Annotated in this window: 29 protein-coding genes; 18 read left to right on the forward strand and 11 right to left on the reverse strand. The window is 65.8% G+C overall.

Going from position 1 to position 25,617, the window contains the following annotated elements; all coding sequences use genetic code 11:
- Positions 1-64: 64 nt before the first annotated feature.
- Positions 65-1,042, reverse strand: coding sequence for a heme A synthase (locus LG299_RS00905; protein WP_404432625.1), 978 nt, complete (start codon positions 1,040-1,042; stop codon positions 65-67).
- Between the two features lie 270 nt (positions 1,043-1,312).
- On the opposite strand from LG299_RS00905, the gene sufB reads away from it, so the two are divergent.
- Genes sufB through LG299_RS00965 form a run of 12 tightly spaced genes read left to right on the forward strand, consistent with a single transcriptional unit; the run spans position 1,313 to position 12,916 of the window.
- Positions 1,313-2,731 carry a Fe-S cluster assembly protein SufB gene (gene sufB, locus LG299_RS00910; RefSeq protein WP_404432627.1) on the forward strand — a complete coding sequence of 473 codons (1,419 nt, stop codon included), beginning with the start codon at positions 1,313-1,315 and terminating at the stop codon, positions 2,729-2,731.
- A 35-nt stretch (positions 2,732-2,766) separates the two neighbouring features.
- Positions 2,767-3,957 (forward strand): Fe-S cluster assembly protein SufD, encoded by a 1,191-nt coding sequence (sufD, locus tag LG299_RS00915; protein WP_404432629.1) that lies wholly within the window; start codon positions 2,767-2,769, stop codon positions 3,955-3,957.
- Positions 3,954-4,280, forward strand: a complete 327-nt coding sequence (locus LG299_RS00920; RefSeq protein WP_404432631.1) for a non-heme iron oxygenase ferredoxin subunit — start codon at positions 3,954-3,956, stop codon at positions 4,278-4,280. Before sufD ends, LG299_RS00920 begins: the two co-directional genes overlap by 4 nt.
- Entirely contained in the window at positions 4,281-5,063 is a 783-nt protein-coding gene (gene sufC / locus LG299_RS00925) for a Fe-S cluster assembly ATPase SufC (RefSeq protein WP_404432633.1), read from the forward strand. It abuts the gene before it with no gap.
- Positions 5,064-5,072: 9 nt separating this feature from the next.
- Positions 5,073-5,402 (forward strand): metal-sulfur cluster assembly factor, encoded by a 330-nt coding sequence (locus LG299_RS00930; RefSeq protein WP_404432635.1) that lies wholly within the window; start codon positions 5,073-5,075, stop codon positions 5,400-5,402.
- A 34-nt stretch (positions 5,403-5,436) separates the two neighbouring features.
- Entirely contained in the window at positions 5,437-6,600 is a 1,164-nt protein-coding gene (locus LG299_RS00935; protein ID WP_404432637.1) for a MalY/PatB family protein, read from the forward strand.
- Positions 6,597-7,991 (forward strand): MFS transporter, encoded by a 1,395-nt coding sequence (locus tag LG299_RS00940; RefSeq protein WP_404432639.1) that lies wholly within the window; start codon positions 6,597-6,599, stop codon positions 7,989-7,991. The genes LG299_RS00935 and LG299_RS00940 overlap by 4 nt, the downstream gene beginning before the upstream one ends.
- Before the next feature lie 49 nt (positions 7,992-8,040).
- Positions 8,041-8,973, forward strand: a complete 933-nt coding sequence (locus LG299_RS00945) for a siderophore-interacting protein (RefSeq protein WP_404432641.1) — start codon at positions 8,041-8,043, stop codon at positions 8,971-8,973.
- A complete protein-coding gene (locus tag LG299_RS00950) occupies positions 8,970-9,992 on the forward strand; it encodes a FecCD family ABC transporter permease (protein WP_404432643.1) in 1,023 nt (340 codons plus the stop codon). The genes LG299_RS00945 and LG299_RS00950 overlap by 4 nt, the downstream gene beginning before the upstream one ends.
- Positions 9,993-10,006: 14 nt before the next feature.
- On the forward strand, positions 10,007-11,020 hold the full coding sequence (locus LG299_RS00955; protein WP_404432645.1) for a FecCD family ABC transporter permease: 1,014 nt from the start codon (positions 10,007-10,009) through the stop codon (positions 11,018-11,020).
- Positions 11,017-11,859, forward strand: coding sequence for an ABC transporter ATP-binding protein (locus LG299_RS00960; RefSeq protein WP_404432647.1), 843 nt, complete (start codon positions 11,017-11,019; stop codon positions 11,857-11,859). The genes LG299_RS00955 and LG299_RS00960 overlap by 4 nt, the downstream gene beginning before the upstream one ends.
- A 31-nt stretch (positions 11,860-11,890) precedes the next feature.
- The gene (locus tag LG299_RS00965) at positions 11,891-12,916 is read left to right on the forward strand and encodes an ABC transporter substrate-binding protein (protein WP_404432649.1); all 1,026 of its coding nucleotides are present in this window, start codon (positions 11,891-11,893) and stop codon (positions 12,914-12,916) included.
- A gap of 62 nt (positions 12,917-12,978) precedes the next feature.
- On the opposite strand, the gene LG299_RS00970 is transcribed toward LG299_RS00965, so the two are convergent.
- The gene (locus LG299_RS00970) at positions 12,979-13,611 is read right to left on the reverse strand and encodes a biotin transporter BioY (RefSeq protein ID WP_404432651.1); all 633 of its coding nucleotides are present in this window, start codon (positions 13,609-13,611) and stop codon (positions 12,979-12,981) included.
- Between the two features lie 187 nt (positions 13,612-13,798).
- Here LG299_RS00970 and LG299_RS00975 point away from each other — a divergent pair, with 187 nt between their 5' ends.
- Positions 13,799-15,397 carry an ABC-F family ATP-binding cassette domain-containing protein gene (locus LG299_RS00975; protein WP_404432653.1) on the forward strand — a complete coding sequence of 533 codons (1,599 nt, stop codon included), beginning with the start codon at positions 13,799-13,801 and terminating at the stop codon, positions 15,395-15,397.
- Positions 15,398-15,472: 75 nt separating this feature from the next.
- Here the strand turns inward: LG299_RS00975 and LG299_RS00980 are convergent, their stop codons facing one another.
- From LG299_RS00980 to LG299_RS00995, 4 genes are all read right to left on the reverse strand, one after another.
- Positions 15,473-16,333: an SURF1 family protein gene (locus LG299_RS00980; protein WP_404432655.1), complete on the reverse strand. Its 861-nt coding sequence runs from the start codon at positions 16,331-16,333 to the stop codon at positions 15,473-15,475.
- 10 nt (positions 16,334-16,343) lie between these two features.
- Entirely contained in the window at positions 16,344-16,553 is a 210-nt protein-coding gene (locus LG299_RS00985) for a hypothetical protein (RefSeq protein WP_404432657.1), read from the reverse strand.
- Positions 16,550-16,921, reverse strand: coding sequence for a DUF3099 domain-containing protein (locus tag LG299_RS00990; RefSeq protein WP_404432659.1), 372 nt, complete (start codon positions 16,919-16,921; stop codon positions 16,550-16,552). The genes LG299_RS00985 and LG299_RS00990 overlap by 4 nt, the downstream gene beginning before the upstream one ends.
- A gap of 67 nt (positions 16,922-16,988) precedes the next feature.
- Complete coding sequence (locus LG299_RS00995; RefSeq protein WP_404432661.1) at positions 16,989-17,507, reverse strand: DUF4190 domain-containing protein; 519 nt, start codon at positions 17,505-17,507, stop codon at positions 16,989-16,991.
- A 112-nt stretch (positions 17,508-17,619) separates the two neighbouring features.
- Between LG299_RS00995 and LG299_RS01000 the strand changes: the two genes are divergently transcribed.
- Complete coding sequence (locus tag LG299_RS01000; protein WP_404432663.1) at positions 17,620-18,330, forward strand: beta-ketoacyl-ACP reductase; 711 nt, start codon at positions 17,620-17,622, stop codon at positions 18,328-18,330.
- 7 nt (positions 18,331-18,337) lie between these two features.
- Here the strand turns inward: LG299_RS01000 and LG299_RS01005 are convergent, their stop codons facing one another.
- The 3 genes from LG299_RS01005 to LG299_RS01015 are packed head-to-tail and all read right to left on the reverse strand — an operon-like array spanning position 18,338 to position 21,001.
- Complete coding sequence (locus LG299_RS01005) at positions 18,338-19,030, reverse strand: alpha/beta fold hydrolase (RefSeq protein WP_404432665.1); 693 nt, start codon at positions 19,028-19,030, stop codon at positions 18,338-18,340.
- Positions 19,031-19,068: 38 nt separating this feature from the next.
- Positions 19,069-19,710: a phosphoserine phosphatase SerB gene (serB, locus tag LG299_RS01010; protein WP_404432667.1), complete on the reverse strand. Its 642-nt coding sequence runs from the start codon at positions 19,708-19,710 to the stop codon at positions 19,069-19,071.
- 46 nt (positions 19,711-19,756) lie between these two features.
- On the reverse strand, positions 19,757-21,001 hold the full coding sequence (locus LG299_RS01015) for a glucose-1-phosphate adenylyltransferase (RefSeq protein WP_404432669.1): 1,245 nt from the start codon (positions 20,999-21,001) through the stop codon (positions 19,757-19,759).
- Positions 21,002-21,048: 47 nt separating this feature from the next.
- Between LG299_RS01015 and glgA the strand changes: the two genes are divergently transcribed.
- The 3 genes from glgA to LG299_RS01030 all read left to right on the forward strand — a co-directional run bounded on the left by glgA (position 21,049) and on the right by LG299_RS01030 (position 23,379).
- On the forward strand, positions 21,049-22,242 hold the full coding sequence (glgA, locus tag LG299_RS01020; RefSeq protein ID WP_404432671.1) for a glycogen synthase: 1,194 nt from the start codon (positions 21,049-21,051) through the stop codon (positions 22,240-22,242).
- A gap of 10 nt (positions 22,243-22,252) precedes the next feature.
- Positions 22,253-23,038, forward strand: a complete 786-nt coding sequence (locus tag LG299_RS01025; protein WP_404432673.1) for an ABC transporter ATP-binding protein — start codon at positions 22,253-22,255, stop codon at positions 23,036-23,038.
- An 89-nt stretch (positions 23,039-23,127) separates the two neighbouring features.
- A complete protein-coding gene (locus LG299_RS01030) occupies positions 23,128-23,379 on the forward strand; it encodes a type B 50S ribosomal protein L31 (protein WP_404432675.1) in 252 nt (83 codons plus the stop codon).
- 50 nt (positions 23,380-23,429) lie between these two features.
- Here LG299_RS01030 and LG299_RS01035 read toward each other — a convergent pair whose 3' ends face one another.
- Positions 23,430-24,140, reverse strand: coding sequence for an exonuclease domain-containing protein (locus LG299_RS01035; protein WP_404434760.1), 711 nt, complete (start codon positions 24,138-24,140; stop codon positions 23,430-23,432).
- A gap of 62 nt (positions 24,141-24,202) precedes the next feature.
- Between LG299_RS01035 and LG299_RS01040 the strand changes: the two genes are divergently transcribed.
- Entirely contained in the window at positions 24,203-25,102 is a 900-nt protein-coding gene (locus LG299_RS01040) for an alpha/beta fold hydrolase (protein ID WP_404432677.1), read from the forward strand.
- On the opposite strand, the gene LG299_RS01045 is transcribed toward LG299_RS01040, so the two are convergent.
- Complete coding sequence (locus LG299_RS01045) at positions 25,062-25,616, reverse strand: CGNR zinc finger domain-containing protein (protein WP_404432679.1); 555 nt, start codon at positions 25,614-25,616, stop codon at positions 25,062-25,064. The two genes, LG299_RS01040 and LG299_RS01045, sit on opposite strands and share 41 nt — an antisense overlap.
- Position 25,617: the final 1 nt, after the last annotated feature.

A 25,617-nucleotide genomic window follows, 5' to 3' on the forward strand; every position in this document is an offset into this window, starting at 1 on the left:
GGCGGCATCTGCCGCGTACATGAAACAGTTTCGCAAACGCGTCCTGGAGCGGCCTCTGCGGGACCTATGAAAGTTCTGTGTGCGAAAGCTCGGTGCGCGCGGGCGCCTTGAGGTTCATCACGACAGCGGTCATTGCCGCCACCAGGGTCACGGCCAGCACCATGTGGATGTTCACGAGGACGATCGGAAGCCCGGTGCGAGCCTGCCAAACTCCGACGGCGATCTGAATCAGCTCGATGCTGAGGAGGAGGAGCGTCCACCGCCGCAGCTTCAACGCGGTGGGTGTCGAGAACGACCCTACGACGATCGCGAGGGTAAGCGCGAGCGTGACGTAGGCGGGCCAACTGTGCACGTGTTGCCAGAACACCGGGTCCAGCCCGTTTCGGGTGGCGGCGTCGTCGCCGGCGTGCGGGCCTGCGCCGGTGAGCATGATGCCGACGATCACCGTCACCGCGACGGCGAAGCTCGTGAGATGAACCAGAAGTGCGTAGCGCGCAGTCACGGACCGAACCCGCGGTCCCGGGTTGCCGTAGACCCGACACACGTATGCGGCGGCGTTCGCCACGAGAGCAGCAGAGATGAAGAAGTGCACGCCGACGAGGTTCGGGGGCAGGTGTAGCCACACCACGACACCGCCGATGAGAGCCTGCAGGATGATGCCGATGCCGTTGGCGAAGGTCAGCGCGAACAGTTCGGGGCGCTGAGCTCGCAGGCGCACGACAGACAAGAACGCGAGCAGGGCGATGACGACGAGCACGCCGGTCAGTGTGCGGTTACCGAACTCGACGATGCTGTGCCAGCTGAGCGCATCCGTCGGAATCAGTGAGTCAGCGGTGCAGTAGGGCCACGTCGGGCATCCCATGCCCGAGCCCGTCAAGCGCACGAGTCCTCCGGTGCCGACGATCAGGATGTTGCTGATGAGCACGAGCCACGCCAAAACTCGAGTACCGCGGCCGACACGATCCGGGAGTCGGTTCCAGAGCGCAGTGAACCCCGTCGACGACTCTTCGGCGCGGTTGCTGGTCGTGGGTTCCGAGGTCATGCGCGCGGCCTCCTGGCTGCTGAGGTTATCGGTGCCGTGATGGTGCCCGGTGGGTGCCGGGACGGGGCGGCCCCCCGCAGTGAGCATCGTGCCTGTAGAATCGGAGGGTCGGATGCGTGCGGCTACGCAATGTGCATCACCGACAGTTTAGGCGCGATGACCAGCGCCGGTTGAATGGGCCCACAGCGGCATTCCCCCTTCGGTAACTCCACCGCAGGCGCAGGAGTGCCGGGGTGGATGAACCACCACGGCCCGGAGGAGAGTGTGACGATGTCGGATGTGCTGATTGACCGGCCCGAGCTTTCGAGCCTCGGGCAATACGAGTTCGGCTGGCACGACGCCGATGCCGCGGGTGCCGTCGCGCAGCGCGGTATCAACGAGGATGTCGTCCGCGGGATCTCCGCGCTCAAGAACGAGCCCGAGTGGATGCTCAAGGCGCGACTGAAGGGCTATCAGCTCTTCGGCCGCAAGCCGATGCCGACCTGGGGCGCCGATCTCAGCGAGATCGACTTCGACAACATCAAGTACTTCGTGCGCTCGACCGAGAAGCAGGCGGGGTCGTGGGAAGAGCTTCCCGAAGAGATCCGCAACACGTACGAGCGCCTGGGCATCCCCGAGGCTGAGCGCCAGCGTCTGGTCTCCGGGGTCGCCGCACAGTACGAGTCCGAAGTCGTCTACCACCAGATCAACGAGCAGCTCGAAGCTCAGGGTGTCATCTTCATGGACACCGACACGGCGCTGCGCGAGCACCCCGAGTTCTTCGAGGAGTACTTCGGCACTGTCATCCCATCGGGCGACAACAAGTTCGCCGCGCTGAACACGTCGGTGTGGTCGGGCGGATCGTTCGTCTACGTTCCTCCGGGCGTCCACGTCGAGATTCCGCTGCAGGCCTACTTCCGCATCAACACCGAGAACATGGGACAGTTCGAGCGGACGCTGATCATCGCCGACGAAGGTTCGTACGTGCACTACATCGAAGGCTGCACGGCCCCGATCTACAAGTCCGACTCGCTGCACTCGGCCGTCGTCGAGATCATCGTGAAGAAGAACGCCCGCGTGCGCTACACGACGATCCAGAACTGGTCGAACAACGTCTACAACCTCGTCACCAAGCGCGCGATCGCGCACGAGGGCGCGACGATGGAGTGGATCGACGGCAACATCGGCTCGAAGGTCACGATGAAGTACCCGTCGATCTTCCTGGTCGGCGAGCGCGCCAAGGGTGAGACGCTCTCGGTCGCTTTTGCGGGCCCCGGCCAGCACCAGGACGCCGGCGCCAAGATGGTCCACATGGCTCCGTACACGCAGTCCTCGATCGTGTCGAAGTCGATTGCGCGCGGTGGCGGTCGAGCCGGCTACCGCGGTGAAGTGCGGGTGGATGCTAACGCCCACCACTCTGCGAACACCGTGCGCTGCGACGCTCTGCTGGTGGACTCGATCTCGCGATCGGACACCTATCCGGCGATCGACATCCGTGTCGATGACGTGCAACTCGGTCACGAGGCCACGGTCTCGAAGGTCAGCGAAGAACAGCTGTTCTATCTGCAGTCCCGCGGAATGCCCGAAGACGAAGCCATGGCGATGATCGTGCGCGGCTTCATCGAGCCCATCGCGCGCGAGTTGCCAATGGAGTACGCGATGGAACTGAACAAGCTCATTGAAATGGGCATGGAGGGGAGCGTCGGATGACCGCCGCTTCGCTCGTGAAAGGACGTGTCGGCTAGATGGCGACAACCACACAGGCACCGGCCACGGTGCCGGGTTCCACAGCGCATTCCGACGGTGCGGGGGCCTTCCGGCCCGTGCAGACGCGCTCCGAGCGTCCGCGGTCATTCGACCCGGCCGACTTCGCGACCCCGACCGGCCGCGAGGTCAACTGGAAGCACACACCTACCGACCGTGTCGCACCGCTGTTCGTGAACGAGCGCGGCCGTCACGGCGTCGTGCAGGTCGAGGTCGACGCGCCTGAGATCGTCGAGCAGCGCACGCTGCGCATCGGTGAGGCGCCCCGCGGTGAGGTCTTCTCCCCGGAGGATCTACCGAGCGCAATTGCATGGACGCAGGAAGAGGATGCGCCGCTCATTCGCATCCCCGAGGGCGTCGAGCTGTCGGAGCCCGTCGTCATTCGGCTGACCGGCACCGAGGGTCTCGCACACGCTCATGTCGTGCTCGAGGCTGCACCGAACTCCCGTGCGACCGTGCTGTTCATCCACACCGGAGCCGCACACCACGCGCAGAACGTCGAGATCATCGTCCGTGATGGCGCAGCCCTCACGGTGCTGAGCTTGCAGCGGTGGGACGAAGGTGCTGTGCACGTGGCATCCCATCAGGCGCGCGTCGAGCGCGATGCACTGCTCACCCACTTCGTCATCAGCTTCGGTGGGGGAGTCGTGCGCGTGAACCCGTCCGTCGAGCTCGCCGGCGCGGGCGCCGAGGGGCGCCTGTTCGGTTTGTCGTTCGCAGACGCCGGGCAGCACCTCGAAAGCCAGGTGTACCTGCACCACAAGGGCGCGCACACCAAGGGTGACGTGCTCTACAAGGGCGCCCTTCAAGGCAAGGACGCGCGGAGCGTCTGGATCGGCGACGTTCTCATCGGTCCGGATGCTGTCGGCACCGACTCGTACGAGGCGAACCGTAACCTCGTACTCACGGACGGCGCGCGCGCCGACTCGATCCCGAACCTCGAGATCGAGACCGGCGACATCGTCGGCGCTGGCCACGCCAGCGCGACCGGCCGCTTCGACGACGAACAACTGTTCTACCTGCAGGCACGCGGCATCTCCGAAGACGAGGCGCGCCGCCTCGTGGTGCTCGGCTTCCTCAGCGAAGTCGTGCAGCGCATCGGTATTCCTGCGCTGGAACAAGAACTCACCGATGCCATCGAGCGTGAGCTCGAGGAAGGAGCGGCGTCGTGACCGCGACCCGTGTCTGCGCCCTGAGCGAGCTGGAACAGGACGCCGCGATCCGCGTCGAGATCGAGGGCGTCCCGATGGCCGTCGTTCTCGATTCCAACGGCGTCGTCCATGCGATCGGTGACACGTGCACCCACGGCGACATCTCGCTCGCCGAGGGCTTCGTCGACGGCGAAACGCTCGAATGCTGGGCCCACGGGTCCGCTTTCTCGTTGCGAACCGGCCGTCCCCTCAATCTCCCCGCGTATGAGCCCGTCCCCGTTTACGCCGTCACGATCGACGGCGACGACGTGCTCATCGACCCCACGCCCCAGAAAGAAGCCTGAATGTCAGTCCTCGAAATCCGCGACCTCCACGTGACGGTCGAGACGGATGCCGGAACCACCCCGATCCTCACCGGAGTCACCCTCACGATCAGCACGGGCCAGACCCACGCGATCATGGGCCCCAACGGGTCGGGTAAGTCGACCCTCGCGTACACGATCGCCGGGCACCCCAAGTACACCGTGGTCAGCGGGTCGATCACGCTGGACGGCGAAGATGTATTGGCGATGTCTGTCGACGAGCGCGCACGTGCCGGGCTCTTCCTCGCGATGCAGTACCCGGTGGAGATCCCCGGCGTCACCGTGACCAACTTCCTCCGCACCGCGAAGACGGCTATCGACGGCGAAGCGCCCTCGATCCGGACGTGGACCAAGGATGTCAAGTCGTCAATGAAGGCACTGCGGATGGACCCGAAGTTCGCCCAGCGCAACGTCAACGAGGGGTTCTCGGGCGGCGAGAAGAAGCGCCACGAAATCCTTCAGCTCGAGCTTCTGCGTCCGAAGATCGCCGTCCTCGACGAGACCGACTCGGGCCTCGATGTCGACGCTCTCAAGATCGTCTCAGAAGGTGTGAACCGCGCGAAGGAGCAGACCGACCTCGGCGTGTTGCTGATCACGCACTACACCCGCATCCTCCGCTACATCCGCCCGGACTTCGTGCACGTCATGGTGGGCGGTCGAATCGTCGAGGAAGGTGGGCCCGAACTGGCCGATCGCCTCGAGAATGAAGGCTACGACCGCTTCATCGAGACACCGGCCGATGCCACGGCCGACGTGGAAGCGTAGAATCGTTACATGACCGCAACTCTCGCGCCTGAGAAGTACGACGAGGTTCACGAGGCCCTCAAGGATGTCATGGACCCCGAACTGGGGATCAACGTCGTCGATCTTGGGTTGATCTACGACCTCGCGTGGGACGACGAGAACGACGCGCTGATCATTCATATGACGTTGACGTCGGCGGGGTGCCCGCTGACGGACGTCTTGGAGGAGCAGACGGCGCAGGCTCTTGACGACGTCGTGGACCGCTTCCGGATCAACTGGGTGTGGATGCCACCGTGGGGTCCCGAGCGCATCACCGATGACGGCCGCGACATGATGCGGGCGCTCGGTTTCGCGATCTGAGAACGGCCGCCGTCAGGCTCGATAGGCTCGAGTGGTGAGCGCCGCGACACCCCTTCGAGCCCTGCCCCTTGACATTCTGCGTGAGCGGACGAGCACGAAGTGGCGCCGGTACCCGCACGATGTTCTGCCGCTGTTCGTCGCTGAGACCGACTTCCCGCTGGCACCGCCGATTGCCCGTGCGCTCGCGCGCGCCGTAGAAATCGGCGACACGGGGTATACCCCGCCCGAACCGGGCATTGCCGCCGCCTACGCGGGCTTCGCGCGACGACGGTTCGGTTCGGAGATCGACCCGTCGCGGGTCCGCACAACGTGCGATGTCATGATGGGCGTCGTCGAGATCCTGCGGCTCGTGATCGAGCCAGGGGACCGCGTCATCGTGACGACGCCGGTCTACCCGCCGTTCTTCGACTGCATTCCCGAAGCCGGGGGAGTCGTCGAGCGTGTACCCCTCACGGACGCGGGCGCCGGGTGGGAGCTTGATCTCCTGGGCGTCGAAGCGGCACTTGCCGGGGGTGCGCGCGCGGTGCTGCTCTGTAACCCCCACAATCCGACGGGCACGGTGCATTCGCGCGAGTCGCTGGCCGCTCTGGCCGATCTGGCGGCTGACTACGGAGCATCCGTCATCAGCGACGAGATCCACGCACCGCTCATTCACCCGGGCGTGACGTTCACGCCGTTCCTGGACGCCTCGGCCACCGCCGCCCAGGTGGGGTACTCGGTCACCAGCGCGAGCAAAGCGTTCAACCTCGCGGGGCTGAAGTGCGCGCTCATGGTGACAGCCACAGATGAAACCGCCGCCCTCGTGCGGACCCTTCCGGTCGAGGTGGAGTGGCGTACCGGTCTGTTCGGTGCGATTGCCGCGGTCGCCGCCTTCTCAGAAGAGAGCGACGAATGGCTCGACAGTCTTCTCGCGACGCTTGACGAGAATCGCCGTCTGCTCGCTGACCTGCTCGCAGAGCATGTGCCCCGGGCGAAGTACCGGGTTCCGGATGCCGGGTTCCTCGCGTGGGTTGACCTCACCGATCTCGGCTGGGGAGAGAACCCCGCCGTCAAGGTCCTGCGTGACGCGAAGGTTGCCCTGCACCTCGGTCCGCAGTTTGGCGACGAGGGGAGCGGCCACGTGCGCATCAACTTCGGGTGCTCACCGGACGTGTTGCGTGAGGCCGTGACGCGGATGGGAACGCTGGCCTCATCGTGACCGCCCCGGCCACAACGGCGCCGGGGATCTGGGACGGGCGTTTCGTCTGGGTGACGATCGGCGCAATTGCCCTCATCTTCCTCGCCGCGATGCAGTCGCTCGCTGTGACCACCGTCATGCCGGTGGTCAGCGCCGACCTCGACGGTGACGCTCTGTACGCGGTCGCGTTTGCGGGAACCCTCGCGACGAGTGTCATCGGCATGGTCGCCGTCGGCGCGTGGTGCGATCGCACCGGGCCCCTCGCGCCGCTGTCTACCGCTGTGGCTCTGTTCGTGGTGGGTCTCGTCATCGCTGGTTTTGCGCAGGACATGCCGACCCTCGTAGTCGGACGGTTGATACAGGGGCTCGGAACGGGTGGACAGACCGTCGCGCTCTACGTCGTCGTTGCCCGGGTCTATCCGCCGGGACTACACGGTCGGGTCTTCGCCGCGTTCTCCGCCGCCTGGGTCGTCCCCTCGCTCATCGGCCCGTTCCTGGCGGGCGCCGTGACGGAGTTCTTCCACTGGCGGTGGGTGTTCCTCGGGGTCGCGGTGCTCACGCTCGTCGCGTACGTCATGGTGGTCTTGCGGCTGGGTGGGATGCGACTGCACACCGAGCATCCGTCGTCGGCGCGTGTGGCTTCACGGCTCGCTTTCGCTGCAACCGTCGCAGTGGGACTTCTCGGTTTGAGTCTCGCGGGCGAACTCGGAGCGTGGGCGTGGGCGGGGGTCGCGGCATCCGTCATCGTCGTCGGCTTCGCCGTGCGCCCGTTGATTCCCCGCGGGACGTTGGTCGCCACGCGTGGTCTTCCGAGCGTTGTGTTGATGCGCGGTCTGATCGCGGGGGCGCTGTTCGGAGCCGAGATCTACATCCCCTACCTCTTGATCGATCAGTACGGCTTCTCGCCGACCTGGGCGGGTTTGGGACTCACGACTGCTGCGATCGCGTGGGCCATCGCCTCAGATGTACAGGGACGGTATGGCGACCAGCTCGGCAACGCACGCATCACGCTTATCGGTTCGGCGCAGTTGATCGTCGCAACGCTGATCGCGGCGAGCGTCGCGGTGTGGCATCTGCACCCGATAGTGCTGGTGGTGGGGTGGGCGTTCGCGGGTGGCGGTATGGGCCTGATGTATCCGCGATTGACAGTCCTCACACTTGCGTACTCGACACCCGCAAACCAGGGGTTCAACTCGTCGGCACTTTCTATCTCGGACTCGGTGGGCGCAGCGAGCGCAATCGCTGCCATGGGCCTCGTCTTCACCGCGTTGGTGGGGACGGATGCCGGGTTCCCTGCTGTCTTCGTGTTGGCGGCAGCGCTGGCAGCCCTTGCGCTGGTGCCAGGCCTGCGGATGGGCCACGCTCACGAGAAGGCTGCCGCGCATCGCGAGGTGACGGCTCCACACGCATGATGTGATGCCTCGGTTTGCGCCGCCGATGAGGTAAGGCTAGCCTTACCAGGTGACCCTCGCACAGACCGCCGTACGCCCGGCCTACCGCCCGTTCGTCCTTCGTGTGCTGCGCGTGCAATCGGTCACGGCGCACTTCGTGCGCATCACGTTCACTGGGGATGGCCTCGAGCACTTCGGAACGGTCGGATTCGATCAGCGGATCAAGGTCGTCCTTCCCGGCGGAGACGGCGAATACTCCGACTTCGGGCAGTATGACGAAGCGGGCGATTGGTATGACCGCTGGCGTGCGCTCCCCACGGGCGCGCGCAACATCTTCCGGACGTACACGGTCCGCCGCATCGATCCGCAGGCTCGCGAACTCGACGTCGACTTCGTCATCCATCACGAACCCGGTCCGGCCGGACGCTGGGCGGAGAACGCCGTCGCAGGATCCACCGTGGTCATCGTGGGTCCCGATCAGCGCAGCACCGCTCCGGGCGGCGGGCGGGACTGGCACCCCGGGACGGCAACACGGGTCCTCCTCGCCGGAGACGAAACGGCAGTGCCGGCGATTTGCTCGATCCTCAGCCAGCTGGGTCCCGACACCGTTGCGGACGTCTTTCTCGAGGTCCCCTCGCACGACGACATCGTGCCGACACCTTCCGCAGCCGCGGTCGATGTCCGTTGGCTCGTCCGCGCCGAGGGTGACACCTACGGCGCCCTCTTCCCCAAGGCTCTTCACGCATGGACGCGGCAGGAGACCGCACTCTTGCGCCGGGCTGCCGCGCCCCGCAAGCAAGTCCTGGCCGATGTCGACGTCGATGTCGAACTGCTGTGGGATTCACCCGATGACGGTGAAGGGGAGTTCTATGCATGGATCGCCGGCGAGGCTGCTGCGGTGAAAGTCGCCCGACGCCACCTCGTGTCTGAGTGCGGTGTTGACCGCAAGCGAGTGGCCTTCATGGGCTACTGGCGGTACGGTCTTTCCGAGCGCATCGAATGAGCGCGCGCCCTCGCTCAGCGGGGTCGGTGCGGTTCGTCGTGGTCTTCGTCGGTGCGGTCGCGCTCGCGATGGTCGCCATCGTTCTGAGTCTCGGAGTCGGCGCGCGACCGGTCGCGCCCTCGGTCGTTCTCGACGCGCTCGTGAACTACAACCCCTCGAACAACGACCACGTGGTTGTCGTGACGCAGCGGATTCCGCGAACGCTGATCGGACTTCTCGCAGGACTTGCACTCGCGCTCGCGGGCACGGTGATGCAGGGGCTGACGCGCAACCCCTTCGCCGACCCCGGTCTTCTTGGCGTCAACGCCGGTGCCTCGACGGCGGTGCTGGTGGCCATCACCGTATTCGGCGTGACCCGCCCGGAAGGGTTTGTGTGGTTCGCGTTCGCCGCTGCGGCGGTTGCGGCTCTCGTGGTAGCCGCCATCGGGTCACGGGGTCCAGATGGCGCGAACCCCGCGAAGCTCGCGCTCACGGGCGCGGCGGTCACCGCCGGCCTGACGGCCGTCACTCTGCTCATCCTCACGACCCAGTCGGCAGCGCTCGATGTCTACCGCTTCTGGTCGGTAGGGTCGCTCACCGGACGGGGACTCGACACCGTCGCGGTCGTACTCGCGCCGCTGCTCATCGGGGTTCTGCTGGCGCTCACGACCGCGCGCGGCTTGAATCTGATCGCACTCGGCGAAGACACCGCGACCGGCCTCGGGCACAGTGTCGCTCGAACCCGAGGCGTCGGTATCACCGCGACCGTGCTGCTCGCGGGCGGCGCCACCGCGCTTGCGGGACCTATTGTGTTTCTCGGGCTCGTCGTTCCGCACGCCCTTCGCGCGGTGATCGGCGGTTCGTACGGCCGGCTCATGGCGGCCGGAATCCCCTTCGGCGCCGCCCTTCTCCTGTTTGCGGACGTCATCGGACGGGTCATTGCGCCGCCGGGCGAAGTCCAAGCGGGCGTCGTCATCGCCTTCGTCGGGGCTCCCGTGCTCATCGCCCTCGTCCTTCGCGGAAAGCGGGTGGCGATGTGAGCAATGCGGTTGATGTGAGGGGCGTGCTCCTCGTCCGCCAGCACGCGGCACGGCGTCGGATGCTGGTGTGGATCGGTGTCGGAATCGCCATGGTGGTGGTCGCAATGAGCGCGATGGTGCTCGGTGACTACCCGCTTACCCCGGCGCAGATCGGCGAGGTGCTCCTCGGCGGCGGGACACGGCCCGAGCAATACGTCGTGTTGCAGGTGCGGCTCCCCAGGCTGCTGATGGCACTGCTATCCGGAGCCGCGCTCGGCGTCGCGGGTGCCCTGCTGCAGGGAATGCTCCGCAACCCGCTTGCGAGCCCTGACCTGCTTGGAATCTCTGGCGGAAGCTCGGTCGCGGCGGTCTACGCTTTGCTCGTGCTGGGCGTCACCGGGCCAGCTCTTGCTGCCGCAGCGTTCGGGGGCGGCCTCGTCGCATCGCTTCTTCTGCTCGCGGCGGCGCGCGGGCAGGCGGCCGGCTTGCGGCTCATCCTCGCCGGGATCGGTGTGTCGTTCCTTTCGGCATCAATCATCGGCTTCTTGATGACCCGCGTCCAGCTGCAGCAGACCCAGAGTGCACTCGTGTGGCTCACCGGCACCCTCTCGAGCACCCCCTGGTGGCAGGTCGTCGTGTTGGGCATGACATGGGTGCTCGCGCTGCCGGTGCTCGCCATCCTCGCTCGCAAGCTTCCGGTTGCCATCCTCGGTGCAGATACCGCCGTAGGTCTGGGAGTGCGGCCGGGCGTCGTCCGAATTCTGGTGGTCCTCCTGGCCGTGCTGCTCACCGCCGTGACATGTGCTTTCGTCGGTCCGATCTCGTTCATCGCGCTGTGTGCGCCGGCGATTGCGCGGCCGCTCGTCGCGCACGGCTCGCTCGCTCTCGGCCCGAGCGCGCTGGTCGGCGCACTGCTGCTGTGTGCCTCTGACCTTGTCGCGCAGTTCGCGATTCCCGGAGTCTCGGTGCCCGCAGGCATCGTCACCGGAGCCTTAGGCGCGGTCTTCCTGCTGTGGTTGCTGGCGACGTCGAAGGGACGCGCACTATGACGGAACACACACCTGCGGGCGAGCTGGTCGCTGCCCCGCAGCTGAGCGTGCACGAGCTCGTTGCCGGTTACCCCGGCCGTACGGTGATCGATGGACTCGACCTCGAGATCGCGGCCGGACGCGTGACGATGATCATCGGCGCGAACGCGTGCGGCAAGTCCACACTCCTCGGTGCCCTGGCCAGGCTTCGTGCACCGCTATCGGGTCGCATCGAATTGGGCGGTGCCGACATCGCCCGCATTCCTCGGACGGAGTACGCGCGCCAGGTCGGACTGTTGCCGCAGCATCCGATCGCTCCCGAAGGACTGACAGTGGCCGAGCTCGTCTCGCGCGGAAGACATCCGCATCGCGGGCTGTTCGCCCGGTGGAGTTCACTCGACACCGCCATCGTCGACGAGGCGATGGAGCGCACGGGAATGACCGCGCTCGCCGAACGACCGGTGGGCGATCTTTCCGGCGGCCAGCGTCAGCGCGCGTGGATCGCAATGGCGCTCGCGCAAAACCCGTCGATCCTGTTGCTGGATGAACCCACGACCTTCCTCGATCTGAGCCATCAGCTCGACCTGCTCGAACTGCTGCGCACGCTCAATCGTGAGCAGGGAACGACGATCGTGGTCGTCCTGCACGATCTGAACCTCGCCGCCCGGTTCGCCGATGACCTCATCGTCATGGTGGACGGTCGCGTCATCGCGCACGGCGCCCCCGGCGACGTCTTGACCGCCGAAACGATTGCCGAAGCCTTCGCGCTGGAGTCGATCGTCATTTCGGATCCGCTCACCCATACCCCGCTGGTCATCCCTCGGCCCGGCGGCTCCCATACGTCCGCTGATGCGGGCTGAACACCTCACGAACCACCAGGAAAGGAAATTCATGTCTCACTTCCGCACAGCGGGGGCTTTGGCCACGGCCGGAGTCCTCGTCGCCAGCCTCGCAGGCTGCGCCACTGCATCCGACGCCTCGTCAGAGACCACGGGGTCCGGCGACAGCGCGGCCTTCCCGATGACCGTCTCAAGCGCTCTCGGCGACGCGGTGATCGAAGAGGTCCCCACGCGCATCGCCACGTGGGGCTGGGGAGCGACGGATGCTGTGCTCGCGCTGGGGATCGTGCCGGTCGCCATCCCGTCCGACGACTACTCCGGCGGTGACGACCGCATAGCACCGTGGGTGCAGGACGCGCTCGACGAGCTCGGGGGAGAGGCCCCCGTGATCCTCGACAACACCACGTATGAACTCTCGGTCGAAGAACTGCTCGCCACCGACCCCGACGTGCTCATCGCACCGTACTCGGGCCTCACGCAAGAAGAGTTCGACGAGGTGACCGCTGCGGGCATCCCCGTCGTGGCCTACGAAGAAGCCGCCTGGGCGACTCCGTGGCGCGATGTCGTCACGGTCACCGGTCAGGTGCTGGGAATGGATGCAGAGGCCGAGGAGATTCTCGACGGTCTCGACGAGGACGTGGCAGCGGCGGCGGCCGAGAATCCTGAGTTCAAGGGCACATCGATCGCCGTGCCGACGGACTCGGCCGGTACCTGGTACCTGTACCTGCCCGCAGACCCGCGGGTCGAGATCCTCGAAGACCTCGGATTCGTCAGCGCCCCCGGAGTCACCGAGCTCGACAGCGGTGAGTCGACGTTCTACACCACCGTCAGCCCCGAGAGCCTCGACAAGATCGATGCGGATGTCGTGCTGACCTTCGTAGATTCGCAGGAGGTGCTCGATGCGATGCTCACGTCGACCACGGCGCAGCTGATTCCCGCCGTCCAGTCCGGTGCGGTCGCGTCTCTGGTCGGAGTGGAAGAGATCTCGGCTCTCACCCCGACCCCGCTCACCCTTCCGTGGATCCTCCCGACGCTCACCGAGCGGCTGGCTGAGGCCGCTGCGGTCGCGCAGGGCTAAGTCACGCGACACCAGAAGGGTCCCGAGCGCATGCGCTCGGGACCCTTTCGTCGTGGGTCTTGTCAGCTCTTCGTGGCGTCGACCTTGCGAACCAGCGCCCAGGCGGATGGGATGATCACCGCTGCGATGCCCGCCTTGATGAGGCCTCCGAGAATGAACGGGAACAACCCGGCCTCGAGGATCTCCCACGCGGACAGCTCAAGACCCAAGACCGCGTTGAGAACGACAGCGAGGTACGGGATGCCGAACAGGAACGGCACGACGCTCGCCGCCGCGAATCCGAGGAAGGCGAGTGCGGGCTTGCGATCCCACGCGCGCTCGGCGAACCATCCGGCCACGAATGCCGCGAAGCTGAAGCCGATGATGAAGCCGAAACTGGGCTTGCCGATCGCCAGGACGGAACCGGTGAACCCCGCGAAGATCGGGAGTCCGGCAAGACCCGCGAACATGTAGGTGACCATCGCGGCGGCCCCCCGCCATGCCCCCAGGGATGCACCGACGATGATGACGCCCAGTGTCTGTCCGGTGATCGGAACCGGCCAGAGCGGAATCTCGACCTGCGCGAGTACAGCGACGACCGCCGCACCTGTGACCACGAGGACGGCGTCGAGGGCAAAGGATCGCGCGCGCGAGGAGGGGTGGGGAATGACGTCGGCGAGCACGCGGCGACGTGTCGGGAGGGCGATCGAGGACATGAGGCTCCTTGTTGTGCGGAGGGAGTGGTTTCGTCGTCCTCAGCCTAGGGGCGGGGGCGAGGTACTTCTTGGACCGAGTCCAACACTCTGGGCGAAGATCGCTGTGGGAAACCTTCAGGTACGCCACCGGTAGACTTGGGGGCTGGCCGATCGGCCGCCTCCCAAATTGTAGAATCGGACGTCTGCCGTGCTCGCCGTACACGACCTCGAGATCCGCGTGGGCGCTCGCGTGCTCATGTCGGACGTGTCATTCCGCGTGTCCGCGGGCGACAAGGTCGGGTTGGTGGGACGCAACGGTGCCGGCAAGACCACGCTCACCAAAGTCCTGGCCGGGGACCTGCTCCCCGCCGACGGCCGTGTCGAGCGCATCGGTGAGCTCGGCTACCTCCCGCAGGACCCGCGTTCGGGTGACCCGTCGATGCTCGCTCGCACCCGAATCCTCGACGCCCGCGGACTCGGATCTCTCGCGGAAGGCATGCAGGAAGCATCCGTCGAAATGGGCGATGAGAACCCGGATGTCGCGGCCAAGGCGATGAAGCGCTATTCGAGCCTCACTGAGCGGTTCGAAGCACTCGGTGGGTACACCGCCGAGGCGGAAGCCGCGACGATCTCGCACAACCTCTCGTTGCCGGACCGCATACTGGACCAGCCGCTGAGCACGCTCTCGGGCGGCCAGCGTCGCCGTATCGAGCTCGCCCGCATCCTCTTCTCCGACGCCGACTCGATGATCCTCGATGAGCCGACCAACCACCTCGACGCGGACAGTGTCGTCTGGTTGCGCGAATTCTTGAGGAACTACCGCGGCGGGCTCATCGTGATCAGCCACGATGTCGAACTCGTCGGCGAGACGGTGAACCGCGTGTTCTACCTGGACGCGAACCGCCAGGTCATCGACGTCTACAACATGAACTGGAAGAACTACCTGCGCCAACGGGTCGCCGACGAGGAGCGCCGCAAGAAGGAGCGCGCCGGAGTCGAGAAGAAGGCCAGCGTGCTGCAGATGCAGGCTGCCCGCTTCGGCGCCAAGGCATCCAAAGCCGCGGCCGCGCACCAGATGGTCGCGCGCGCGGAGAAGATGCTCGCGGGCCTGGACGAAGTGCGTCAGGTCGAGCGCGTGGCGAAGCTGCGGTTCCCCAAGCCCGCCCCGTGCGGAAAGACTCCGCTCATGGCCTCCGGGCTGTCGAAGTCGTACGGATCGCTCGAGATCTTCACGGATGTCGACCTCGCGATCGATCGGGGATCCAAGGTCGTCGTGCTCGGACTGAACGGTGCGGGCAAGACCACGCTCCTGCGCATCCTCGCCGGGGTGGACAAGCCCGACACAGGTCAGCTCGAACCGGGGCACGGCCTGAAGGTCGGCTACTACGCCCAGGAGCACGAGAACCTGGACGTCGGTCGTTCGGTGCTCGAGAACATGATGTCGGCGGCGCCCGACATCTCGGCCACCGAGGCCCGCAAAGTGCTGGGCTCCTTCCTGTTCACCGGCGACGACGTGCTCAAGCCCGCGGGAGTGCTCTCGGGCGGCGAGAAGACGCGCCTTTCGCTGGCAACGCTTGTCGTGTCATCGGCGAACATGCTGCTGCTGGACGAACCGACGAACAACCTCGATCCGGCGTCGCGCGAAGAGATCCTGGGCGCTCTGTCGCACTATGAGGGCGCTGTGGTGCTGGTGTCGCACGACGAGGGCGCCGTCGAGGCGCTGAACCCCGAGCGGGTTCTGATCCTTCCGGACGGCGTCGAAGACCTCTGGAACCGCGACTACCAAGACCTGATCTCGCTTGCGTGAGCCGGTTGTCGAGTAGGCGCGCCAGCGCCGTATCGAGACACGGCCTAGCCTGACGCTCGTAGTGGGTACGCGAGGTCAGCGGCCCGCGGCATCCAAGAGCGAATCTTCGTCCTGCATGTCTTGATCGGCCTTGCGCGTCGGGCGACGCACGCGCGGGGGGAGCTGACCGGCAGCCCGGTCTTCGGCATCTTCTCGCCGATATCGCAGTTCTGTGCGGATCACGTAGCCGATGAAGATGAACCCCATGACTGCGAACAGGATCCACTGGATCGCGTACGACAAATGCGGGCCGGGGTCCGCGGACGGCGGCTCGAGCAACGCGGGACTCGTGCTCGGGGCAGGGTCTTCAGATTCCAGGATGCCGAAGGCGCTGGTGTCGAGCCCGGCAGAAGCCGGTCCCACCAGGTCGGCGATGAGCGGGAGGCTGATCGTCGGCACCTGGCCTTCGGGCGCGGAGCGACCCGAGGAGGGGAGTGGTTCGCTCGGTCGGAGCCGCACGACCACCGTGACCTCGCCCTCGGGCGGTGCGGGCACGACGTCCGGATCAGGCTGATCGATACCGGGTCTCACCCAGCCGCGGTTGACGAGTATCACGCGACCGTCATCTAGGCGAAAAGGCACGAGTACCTCGAACGCCGCAGTGCCGCCGTGCGGACGGTTGCGCACGAGCAACTCATCCTCGGGCAGGTACTGACCAGTGAGAACAACGGGCAGCCACTCGTCCGAAGGGTCGAAATCACTTCCCGCGGGCAACACTTCGCCCAGCGGTGCGGGCCGGGCATCGAAGTTGACATCGATCAGCGCAAGCTGGTCGGCGCGCGCAGAATTCCTCGTGAACTGCCAGTTCGCAAGGAAGGCGCACGCGATGGCGAAGACGATCGCCACGGCGACATACGCCGTCCACCGCACTGCTGCCGGTGCGTTCTGTCTACTCATGGTGCCGTCCTCATTGCGCCTCAACGAAGGCGCGAACCTCGACCGGAAAATTGCGCGCGGCGAGGTAGTCCCGCAGGAACTGCACGTGCTCGTCACACGCCGGCCAGACTTTGCGGCGTTCGGAGGAGTGGATGCGGGGATTGCGCCATTCCACCCGCCAGAGCGCGGCTGCGCGGCATCCTGCCCGTGAGCACGTGGATGCGGGGACGTCGGTGGTCACGTTCCGGTCGCCGCAGGGGGATTGATCGGCCGAGTCTCTTCGATTCGCAAGACGGTCGGTTCGCTCGGCTCGGCGTCGGGGATCACGACCGTGGGCTCGGCAGTCAGGGCGAGTTCGGGGTTCTCGGCGGTCGCGCCGCCGACGCTCGAACTGACATTGGCCAACACCACGGCGATGTAGGGCAGGAACACTGCACCCAGCCCGAAAACCCAGGTGTACCAACCGAAAGGCTGGACGATGACCATGAGGGTGATGCAGACGATACGCAAGCCCATCAGGATCAAATAGCGCATCGACCGCGCAGCCGCCTCGTCTTGCGGCGACGGCGGCAGAGACGTGGTGGACGGTGGGATCTGCGAGGACTTCACGGTGCATCCAGACTACGCCGCGCGGAAGGAATCGGAGCGGTCTGGCGAACGATCACTGTATTGCCGATCAGGCGGTTGATATCTCCGAGAAGGTCAGCATCCACGGGATGAGGGCGAGCAGGACAATGATGCCGACGACGGAGAGCCCCACTCCGACCCAGCCGATGATTGTGCCCGCCAAAGCCATGCCGCGACCGCTTTCACTCGTCCGTGTGATCTGGCTGAGCGACATGTGACCCGTGATCACACCGACGAGCGAACCGATGAACGGCACGAAGAGCATGCCGGCGATCGAGGCGATGAGGGACACGACGGCGAGCGTGTTGGTCTTCGCCGCCCCGTACGCTCCGTAGGCGGGTGCGTTGCCGTACACAGGCACGGAGCCGTAGGCAGGCGCAGCACCGCCATACGCGGGTGCGCTGCCGTACGGCGGCGGCGTAGGGCCAGAGAAGGCAGGCGGAGCCGCCTGGCCGTACGCAGGCGGAGCGACGTGACCATAGGCAGGTCCGGTGGGTGGCGCGTACGGCACCGTCGGCTGCGTGTCACTCGGAGTGATATCGGCACCGGAGGATGTCGGGTCGGTCATGGGGAGGCCTTTCGTCAGATTCGTCACCAGCGTCCCAGTGCGTGAGCGGGGGTGTCAAACACCACGCCGATAGGCTGGTGCGAATACGTCACACAACTCCGGGAGCACCACCATGTCCAGTGATCGCGTCGTCCTTATCACCGGCGGAAACCGAGGTATCGGGCGAGCGATCGCCGAGCGTTTCGTTGCCGAAGGCTATCGGGTCGCCGTGACCGCGCGCTCGGGCGAGGGACCCTCCGGTACGCTCACGGTTCGCGCCGACGTAACGGATTCCGCAGCGCTCGATGCCGCCTTCACCCAGGTCGAGAGCGAACTCGGACCGATCGAGATACTCGTCGCGAACGCCGGCATCACGAAAGACACACTTCTTCTGCGCATGACCGAAGATGACTTCGACTCGGTCGTCGCCACGAACCTCGGCGGAACGTTCCGCGTCGTCAAGCGAGCGTCGAAGGGGATGCTGCGAGCACGGTGGGGTCGGGTCATCATGATCTCCTCCGTGGTCGGACTATACGGATCAGCCGGTCAGGTCAACTACGCGGCATCCAAAAGCGCGTTAGTGGGCTTCGCTCGCTCACTCACTCGCGAACTCGGGGGGCGCGGGATCACCGCGAACGTCGTGGCTCCTGGCTTCATCGAGTCGGATATGACGGCCGAGCTGCCGGAAAACGTGCAAGCCGAGTACAAGAAGAGCATTCCTGCCGGACGATTCGCGACACCGGACGAGGTGGCCGGAGTGGTCACGTGGCTCGCGTCGGACGATTCTGCGTACATCTCAGGTGCTGTCATCCCCGTTGACGGTGGGCTCGGGATGGGGCACTGATCCGTCGTCAGCGGATGGCGTTCAGCAGCGCTTCAGTAAGCTCAGCCGGCTTCGAGAACTGGGGCCAGTGACCTGTGCCGAGTCGAACGACCTCGGTATCGGCGATCGCCGCGAACTCTTCTGCGTAGGGACCCCACTGCGTGATGACCTCGCGGAAAGTCGCGTCATCCATGCCCCCCGACAGCACCGTCACCGGCACGCCGTAGCGATCGGTGCCGGCAAGGCTCAGGGGGTCGGTGGGCACACGTCCCGGGACGCTCCGTGCGGTGGTGGTCGTGCGCGCCCGGGTCTCTGCGTCGAGATCAGCAACGTCATCGTCGTCGAAGAAGTCCCACCCGGGAAACGGGACGACCCCGTCCACGACCTCGAACTCTGAAATCTGCGCACCATCCGGCGGAGGCACAGTGTCGACGAAGATGACTCTCGCCACTCTCTGAGCCCGCGCTTCTGCAGCCGCCCAGACCACATTGCCGCCGCCGCTGTGCCCGACGAGCACGACCGGCCCATCTATCTTGTCGATCTCGGAGACGACCGCATCGACCCAGTCGGCGATGCCGATCTGGGCTGAGTCGCTCCCGGGTGCGCCGACACCGGGCAAGGTGAGTGCGCGCGTGGTGTGGCCCGCCGCGCGAAGGGCGGGAATGATGTCATCCCACGAGGATGCATCGAGCCAGAGTCCGGGGACGAGAATCACGTTCATACGGCGACGCTACCGACAACCTCCGACATTCTGGGGGCCTACGGGAGGAGGGGGATGACCTCGCGGAGATCCACCGGACCTACGACGAGGTCGGCCCGAGCGCGCACCGCGGGTTTCGCGTTGAAGGCGATGCCGAGTCCGGCCGCTCCCAGCATGGTCAGATCGTTCGCGCCATCGCCGATCGCAAAGGTGAGCCGCGCGGGCACTCCGGCGTCGCAGGCCCACTCCCGCAGCGAGGAGGCCTTTGCCGCAGCATCCACAATCTCGCCGTCGACCGTGCCGGTCAGCACTCCGTCGCTGACCGTCAGACGGTTCGCACGCCAGAGATCGACCCCGAGATCGGGGGCAACTGTGTCGAGGATTTCGTGAAACCCGCCGGACACGACCCCCACGAGCCCGCCGCGGGCGTGTATCTCGGCGATGAGTTCTCGCACTCCGGGCGTGGGCTCGATGCGCGCGAGGACTCGCGCGAATGCGCTGACGGGGACCCCGCTCAACGCGCTCACGCGCGATCGAAGGCTCGTGGCGAAGTCGACCTCACCACGCATCGCCGCTTCGGTGGCCGCGGCCACCTCGGCACCGCGTCCGGCTTCATCGGCGATGAGTTCGATGACTTCGTTGCGGATCAGAGTCGAGTCGGCATCAAGGACGACGAGGAAGCGTGCGGAAGCGCCGGTCATGCCTCCACGGTAGTCGCGGCCGATCGCCCTCGACGACGGTGTGACGTCAGCGCTCGACGTGGATTCCCTTGCCGACGACGGTGATTCCCGTTTCGGTCACGGTGTATCCGCGAGAGAGATCTCGTGCACGGTCGACGCCCACGGTCGCGCCCTCAGCCAGCGAGACGTTCTTGTCGAGGATCGCGCGATGGATGCGAGCGCCAGCGCCGACGTGAACGTGATCGAACAGCACCGAGTCGGTGATCGTCGATCCGCCGCCGGCCAGAGTCCACGGCCCCACCACGCTGCGCTCGAGGTGCGTGCCCGAGAGCACCGAGCCGAGCGAGACCACCGAGTCGATGGCGTTACCGATACGGCCGACACCGTCGCGGACGAACTTCGCGGGCGGTGAGTTGACCGCTTGCGAGTGGATCGGCCACGCCATGTTGTAGAGATTGAAGATCGGCAGCGTCGAGATGAGATCCATGTGCGCGTCGAAGAACGACTCGATCGTTCCCACGTCGCGCCAGTAGTACCGGTCGCGATCCGTGGATCCCGGCACGTCGTTGCGGTTCATGTCGTAGACACCGGCCTCGCCACGTCCGACGAAGTACGGGATGATGTCGCCGCCCATGTCGTGGTTGGAGGTGGCCAACTCACCGTCGGACTCGACGGCCTCGATGAGCGCGTCGGTGTTGAAGATGTAGTTACCCATCGAGGCGAGCACTTCACCGGGGGAGTCGACGAGTCCGGTCGCGTTCTGCGGCTTCTCGAGGAACTCGCGGATCTTCGCCGGGTCGGTGGGCTCGACATCGATCACGCCGAACTGGTTCGCCAGCCCGATCGGCTGGCGGATCCCGGCGACAGTCGCCCGTGCGCCCGACTCGATGTGCGCGGCCAGCATCTGCTGGAAGTCCATGCGATACACGTGGTCGGCACCGATCACGATGACGATGTCGGGCTTCTCGTCGTTGACGAGGTTCAGACTCTGCAGGATCGCGTCGGCGGAACCCGAGAACCATCGCTTGCCGAGCCGCTGTTGCGCGGGGACCGACGCCACGTACGAGTCCAAGAGTGCCGACATCCGCCACGTCTGCGAGATGTGGCGGTCGAGACTGTGCGACTTGTACTGCGTCAGCACCACGATCTGTCTCAGCCCCGAGTTGATGAGGTTCGATATCGCGAAGTCGATCAGGCGGTACTGGCCGCCGAATGGGACGGCAGGCTTGGCACGGTCGGCGGTGAGGGGCATGAGGCGCTTACCCTCACCCCCGGCGAGGACGATTCCGAAGACCTTCGGCGCTGTAGGCATGGCACCACACTATGACGCGTTCGGGCCCGTGTACTAGCGTTCGTCACATGCGCGTCGACATCGTCACCAAGGAGTACCCGCCCGAGATCTACGGAGGGGCCGGAGTTCACGCCACAGAACTGGTCAAAGCACTGCGCGAGAGCATCGATGTGGAGGTTCGTGCGTTCGGCGCCGAACGCGACGAGCCCTCCACGACCTCCTACGGCGTGCCGCTCGAGCTCTCCGCAGCGAACGGTGCGTTGCAGACGCTCGGCACCGACCTCGAGATCGTCACGGATGTCGCGGGCGCCGATGTCGTGCACAGCCACACCTGGTACGCGAACTTCGCCGGGCACCTCGCATCGTTGCTTCATGGAATTCCGCACGTCGTGACCGCGCACTCACTCGAGCCGCTACGCCCGTGGAAGGCCGAACAGCTCGGGGGCGGCTATGCCGTGTCGAGCTACATCGAAAAGACCGCCTATGAGGGCGCGGCGGCAGTGATCGCGGTCAGCGACGGGATGCGGACCGACATCCTGCGCAGCTACCCGAGCCTTGACCCCGACAAGGTCCGTGTCATCTACAACGGCATCGACGTGGAGGCCTGGCATCCCGTCGAAGATCCTGAACTGCTGGCATCACTGGGCGTGGACGCCAGCAAGCCGTCGGTAGTGTTCGTAGGTCGGATCACTCGGCAGAAGGGTTTGCCGTACTTCCTGCGTGCCGCGGCCCTTCTCCCGCCCGATGTGCAGGTCATTCTGTGCGCGGGTGCGCCGGACACGCCGCAGATCATGGCCGAGGTCGAGGGACTAGTGCGCGATCTGCAAGGAACCCGGGAGGGCGTGGTCTGGATCGATCGGATGCTGGCGCGTCGAGAGTTGTGCACGATCCTGACGGCGGCAACCACCTTCGTGTGTCCGTCGGTCTACGAACCGCTGGGGATCGTCAACCTCGAGGCGATGGCGTGCGGCGCAGCCGTTGTCGGAACAGCGACCGGAGGCATCCCCGAAGTCGTCGTCGACGGCGTCACCGGTCGTCTCGTGCCGATCGAGCAGGTCCAGGACGGCACCGGAACCCCCGTCGACCCCGAACGCTATGTCGCCGATCTCGCACGCGTGCTGACCGAGGTTGTGTCGGACCCGACCCAGGCTGCGGCGTACGGCGTCGCGGGCAGGGAGCGGGCGACGCATGACTTCAGTTGGGGGCAGATTGCCGAGCAAACCCAGGCGCTGTACGCGGAGGTCATCGCTTCGGCCCGATAGGCTGGACAGCATGCCGCAGGTGCTCGAGTTCTCCGACGTCGTCGTCCGCAGAAACGCCCGAGACATCGTCGACCATCTGAATTGGTCGGTCTCGGATGAAGATCGGTGGGTGATTCTCGGACCGAACGGCGCGGGCAAGACCACGCTCCTTCAACTCGCCGACACGCTGCTTCACCCGACCTCCGGAGTGGTCACGATCCTGGGTGAGCGACTCGGTCGCACCGACGTCTTCGAGATCAGGCCCCGCATCGGCTTCGCCTCTTCAGCCATGGCCCGGCGTGTTCCGCCCGAAGAGACCGTGCTGGATGTCGTCCTCACGGCCGCGTTCTCGGTGCTGGGCCGCTGGAACGAGTCGTACGAAGATATCGACGAGCGTCGCGCCATGCGTGTTCTGGCCGAGTGGAGGCTCGATCACCTCGCCGATCGTACGTTCGGAACGCTCAGCGACGGCGAGCAGAAGCGGGTGCAGATCGCGCGAGCTGTCATGACCGACCCCGAGATGCTCCTGCTCGACGAGCCCAGCGCGAGCCTTGACCTCGGCGCCCGCGAAGAGCTTCTCACCCTCCTGAGCGGGTTCGCGAAGGCCCCGACGACGCCAGCCATGATCATGGTCACTCATCACGTTGAGGAGATTCCGGTCGGATTCACGCATGTGCTCCTGATGCGCGATGGTCGCGCGGTCGCCGCTGGTCCGTTGGCCGAGACGCTCACCGCAGAGGCGTTGACCGAGACATTCGGCGTGCCGATCGTGCTCACCGAAGCGGACGGCCGCTACGCGGCGCGAGCATCCGCGTAGCACTCTGGTAAGATCGTTCCTTGGTGCGTTCGCACCGCAGACTTTCACGCCCTGGCAAAATCCAGAGCACCATTCCCTAGAGGACAATCATGAAGACTGACATTCACCCCGACTACCAGGCAGTCGTGTTCCGCGACCTCGGCTCGGGCGAAACCTTCCTCACCCGTTCGACGGTGACCAGCAACAAGACGATCGAGCTCGACGGTGTTGAGTACCCCGTCATCGACGTCGAGATCTCGTCGGCATCGCACCCGTTCTACACGGGTAAGCAGCGCATCATGGACTCTGCCGGTCGCGTCGAGAAGTTCAACCAGCGCTTCAAGAACTTCGGCGGCAAGTAAGCCGTACACGCGAGAGCCCCGCTTCGGCGGGGCTTTTGTGTTTCCAGGTTTCACCGCACCGGCCAATTGCCGTCGAGTCGCTGCTCAGGGTCAAGTCGGCCGATTCGGATGAAGTACTCCGTCAGGCTCTCGGCCTGCGCACGCGCCCAGCCGATCTGGCGCGTGTGCAGTTCGGTCGCTGTTGCGGGGAGCCACGCGGCGTACCGCTGTGCGAGGGCTTGTGCGACGCGGCCTGCCGCGACTGCGTCGGCAGCGGCTTCGTGCGCACCGTCGAGCGGCACCGCATAGTGCGCGGCGACTACGGCCAGTGTGCGCTTGCCGCGGCGCCATTTGTCATAGCGCTTGTCGATCACCAAGGGGTCGATCACCGGCGCAGGGTCACGGAGCGGTTCGAGTCCGTACCGCACGGACTCGTGGGCGAGCAACGAGAAATCGAACGCCGCGTTGTATGCGACAACGGGGATGCCGGCGGTCAGCAACGCGTGCAGCGCCCGGCTCACTTCGCCCACCACCTCGCCAGCGGGTCGCCCGTGGGCGCGAGCATGAGCAGAAGTCACACCATGAATGTCGGTCGCGCCCTGCGGAATGTCGATGCCCGGATCAGCGAGCCAGTCTCTGGCGCGGATCACGCCGCCTGCCGCATCGAGGAGTCCGACGTGTGCGGTCACGATGCGATCGGACGTGACGTCGACGCCGGTGGTCTCGAGGTCGAAGACCCCGACCACCTTCAGCCATTCCGGCGAGCGAAGTTCCATGCGCATGACGGTATGCGCGGGTACCGACATTGCGTTTCATAGACTCGTTGCGCTCGTAGACTCGACGGGTGAGTGCACCCAACCCCTACGCCGCGAAGCTGCATGCGATTCCTGTGGTCCGTCGCGAGGTGGAGGTGCACGGGGGAGTGACCGCGTACTGGGTGTACGGCCCCGAAGACGCGGAGGTCACGATCCTCGCCGTTCATGGCTACCGGGGCGAACACCACGGGCTCGAGCCCGTCGTCGCACAATTGCCGCAGTTCCGGGTGATTTCGCCCGATCTGCCGGGTTTCGGCGAGACAGTGCCCCTTCCGGGCCGCACGCACGACCTGACCGCGTATGTGGAGTGGTTGACGGAATTCGCGGCGAAGGTGGCGCCCGGCGCGGTCGTGCTGGGGCATTCGTTCGGCTCCATTGTCTCTGCTGCAGCGGTTGCCGCCGGCCTTGCGACCCCGAAGCTGATCCTGGTGAACCCGATCGGCGCCCCGGCACTCGAGGGGCCCCGAGGCCTCCTGACTCGGCTTGCGGTGTTCTACTACTGGGCTGGCGCACGTCTTCCCCAGCGCATCGGCGACGCTCTGTTGCGCAACGGAGCAATCGTGCGGGTGATGAGCGTGTCGATGGCCAAGACGAAGGACCCCGACCTGCGCCAGTTCATCCACGACCAACACGACACGTACTTCTCGCGGTTCGCCGACCGCGGTGTTCTGCACGACGCCTTTGTGGCGTCGGTCTCACACGATGTGCGGGAGTTTGCTCCGCGCATCGATGTGCCGACGCTCCTCGTCGCCGCGGTCCAAGACGACATCACGCCGATCGAGGCCGAGCGTCACCTTGCCACGCTCATTGTCGATGCCGAACTCGTCGAAATCGACGGCGTTGGGCATCTCATTCACTACGAAACCCCGGCCCCTGCGGCCGAGGCGATCACGCGCTTTCTTGGGCCTTCCGCTCGCGATACGCAATGACATTCATGCGGTTGCCGCAGTTGCCGGTGTCGCAGTAGCGCTTGGATCCGTTGCGCGAGTAGTCGACGTAGACCGATTCGCAGTCGTCGGCTGAGCACACGCGCACGCGGTCGTACTCGTCTGCGCGGATGACGTCCACAAATGCCATCGCTGCCTCAACAAGAATTCGCGTCGCGAGCGGTGCCTCATCAGAGGTCGCGTGAATATGCCAGTCGTACTCGTCGTGGATCACCAAACGGGGGAGCGCCTGCCCGTCGGCGAGCATCTGATTCACCAGGGGAACAGCGCCGTCGCGGTCGACGTCCCACAGCGCGCGCAGGCGGGGGCGGATGCCGCGGATCGCCGTGATCTCGTCGACGTCGCGCGAAATCGCGCCCGTGTAGGGGTTCACCTCGAGGTACGCATCGAGGTCCGCGGCGGTCACGAATTGGTCGTCACTGTCGAAACCCGGAAGCGTGTTGACCAGGTGGACGGCGGCGCGGAGGGATTGTTCCGTGTCACGAATGAAAACCATG

The sequence above is a fragment of the Microbacterium lacus genome (assembly GCF_044794305.1).
Taxonomy (GTDB): Bacteria; Actinomycetota; Actinomycetes; order Actinomycetales; family Microbacteriaceae; genus Microbacterium; species Microbacterium lacus_B.

What these genes read in the sequence shown, in the direction of transcription:
- LG299_RS00905 (WP_404432625.1), bottom strand. Translation starts at nt 1,042, where the DNA reads ATGACCTCGGAACCCACGACCAGCAACCGCGCCGAAGAGTCGTCGACG.
- sufB (WP_404432627.1), top strand. Translation starts at nt 1,313, where the DNA reads ATGTCGGATGTGCTGATTGACCGGCCCGAGCTTTCGAGCCTCGGGCAA.
- sufD (WP_404432629.1), top strand. Translation starts at nt 2,767, where the DNA reads ATGGCGACAACCACACAGGCACCGGCCACGGTGCCGGGTTCCACAGCG.
- sufC (WP_404432633.1), top strand. Translation starts at nt 4,281, where the DNA reads ATGTCAGTCCTCGAAATCCGCGACCTCCACGTGACGGTCGAGACGGAT.
- LG299_RS00930 (WP_404432635.1), top strand. Translation starts at nt 5,073, where the DNA reads ATGACCGCAACTCTCGCGCCTGAGAAGTACGACGAGGTTCACGAGGCC.
- LG299_RS00950 (WP_404432643.1), top strand. Translation starts at nt 8,970, where the DNA reads ATGAGCGCGCGCCCTCGCTCAGCGGGGTCGGTGCGGTTCGTCGTGGTC.
- LG299_RS00960 (WP_404432647.1), top strand. Translation starts at nt 11,017, where the DNA reads ATGACGGAACACACACCTGCGGGCGAGCTGGTCGCTGCCCCGCAGCTG.
- LG299_RS00965 (WP_404432649.1), top strand. Translation starts at nt 11,891, where the DNA reads ATGTCTCACTTCCGCACAGCGGGGGCTTTGGCCACGGCCGGAGTCCTC.
- LG299_RS00970 (WP_404432651.1), bottom strand. Translation starts at nt 13,611, where the DNA reads ATGTCCTCGATCGCCCTCCCGACACGTCGCCGCGTGCTCGCCGACGTC.
- LG299_RS00980 (WP_404432655.1), bottom strand. Translation starts at nt 16,333, where the DNA reads ATGAGTAGACAGAACGCACCGGCAGCAGTGCGGTGGACGGCGTATGTC.
- LG299_RS00995 (WP_404432661.1), bottom strand. Translation starts at nt 17,507, where the DNA reads ATGACCGACCCGACATCCTCCGGTGCCGATATCACTCCGAGTGACACG.
- LG299_RS01000 (WP_404432663.1), top strand. Translation starts at nt 17,620, where the DNA reads ATGTCCAGTGATCGCGTCGTCCTTATCACCGGCGGAAACCGAGGTATC.
- LG299_RS01005 (WP_404432665.1), bottom strand. Translation starts at nt 19,030, where the DNA reads ATGAACGTGATTCTCGTCCCCGGACTCTGGCTCGATGCATCCTCGTGG.
- serB (WP_404432667.1), bottom strand. Translation starts at nt 19,710, where the DNA reads ATGACCGGCGCTTCCGCACGCTTCCTCGTCGTCCTTGATGCCGACTCG.
- LG299_RS01015 (WP_404432669.1), bottom strand. Translation starts at nt 21,001, where the DNA reads ATGCCTACAGCGCCGAAGGTCTTCGGAATCGTCCTCGCCGGGGGTGAG.
- glgA (WP_404432671.1), top strand. Translation starts at nt 21,049, where the DNA reads ATGCGCGTCGACATCGTCACCAAGGAGTACCCGCCCGAGATCTACGGA.
- LG299_RS01025 (WP_404432673.1), top strand. Translation starts at nt 22,253, where the DNA reads ATGCCGCAGGTGCTCGAGTTCTCCGACGTCGTCGTCCGCAGAAACGCC.
- LG299_RS01030 (WP_404432675.1), top strand. Translation starts at nt 23,128, where the DNA reads ATGAAGACTGACATTCACCCCGACTACCAGGCAGTCGTGTTCCGCGAC.
- LG299_RS01035 (WP_404434760.1), bottom strand. Translation starts at nt 24,140, where the DNA reads ATGCGCATGGAACTTCGCTCGCCGGAATGGCTGAAGGTGGTCGGGGTC.
- LG299_RS01045 (WP_404432679.1), bottom strand. Translation starts at nt 25,616, where the DNA reads ATGGTTTTCATTCGTGACACGGAACAATCCCTCCGCGCCGCCGTCCAC.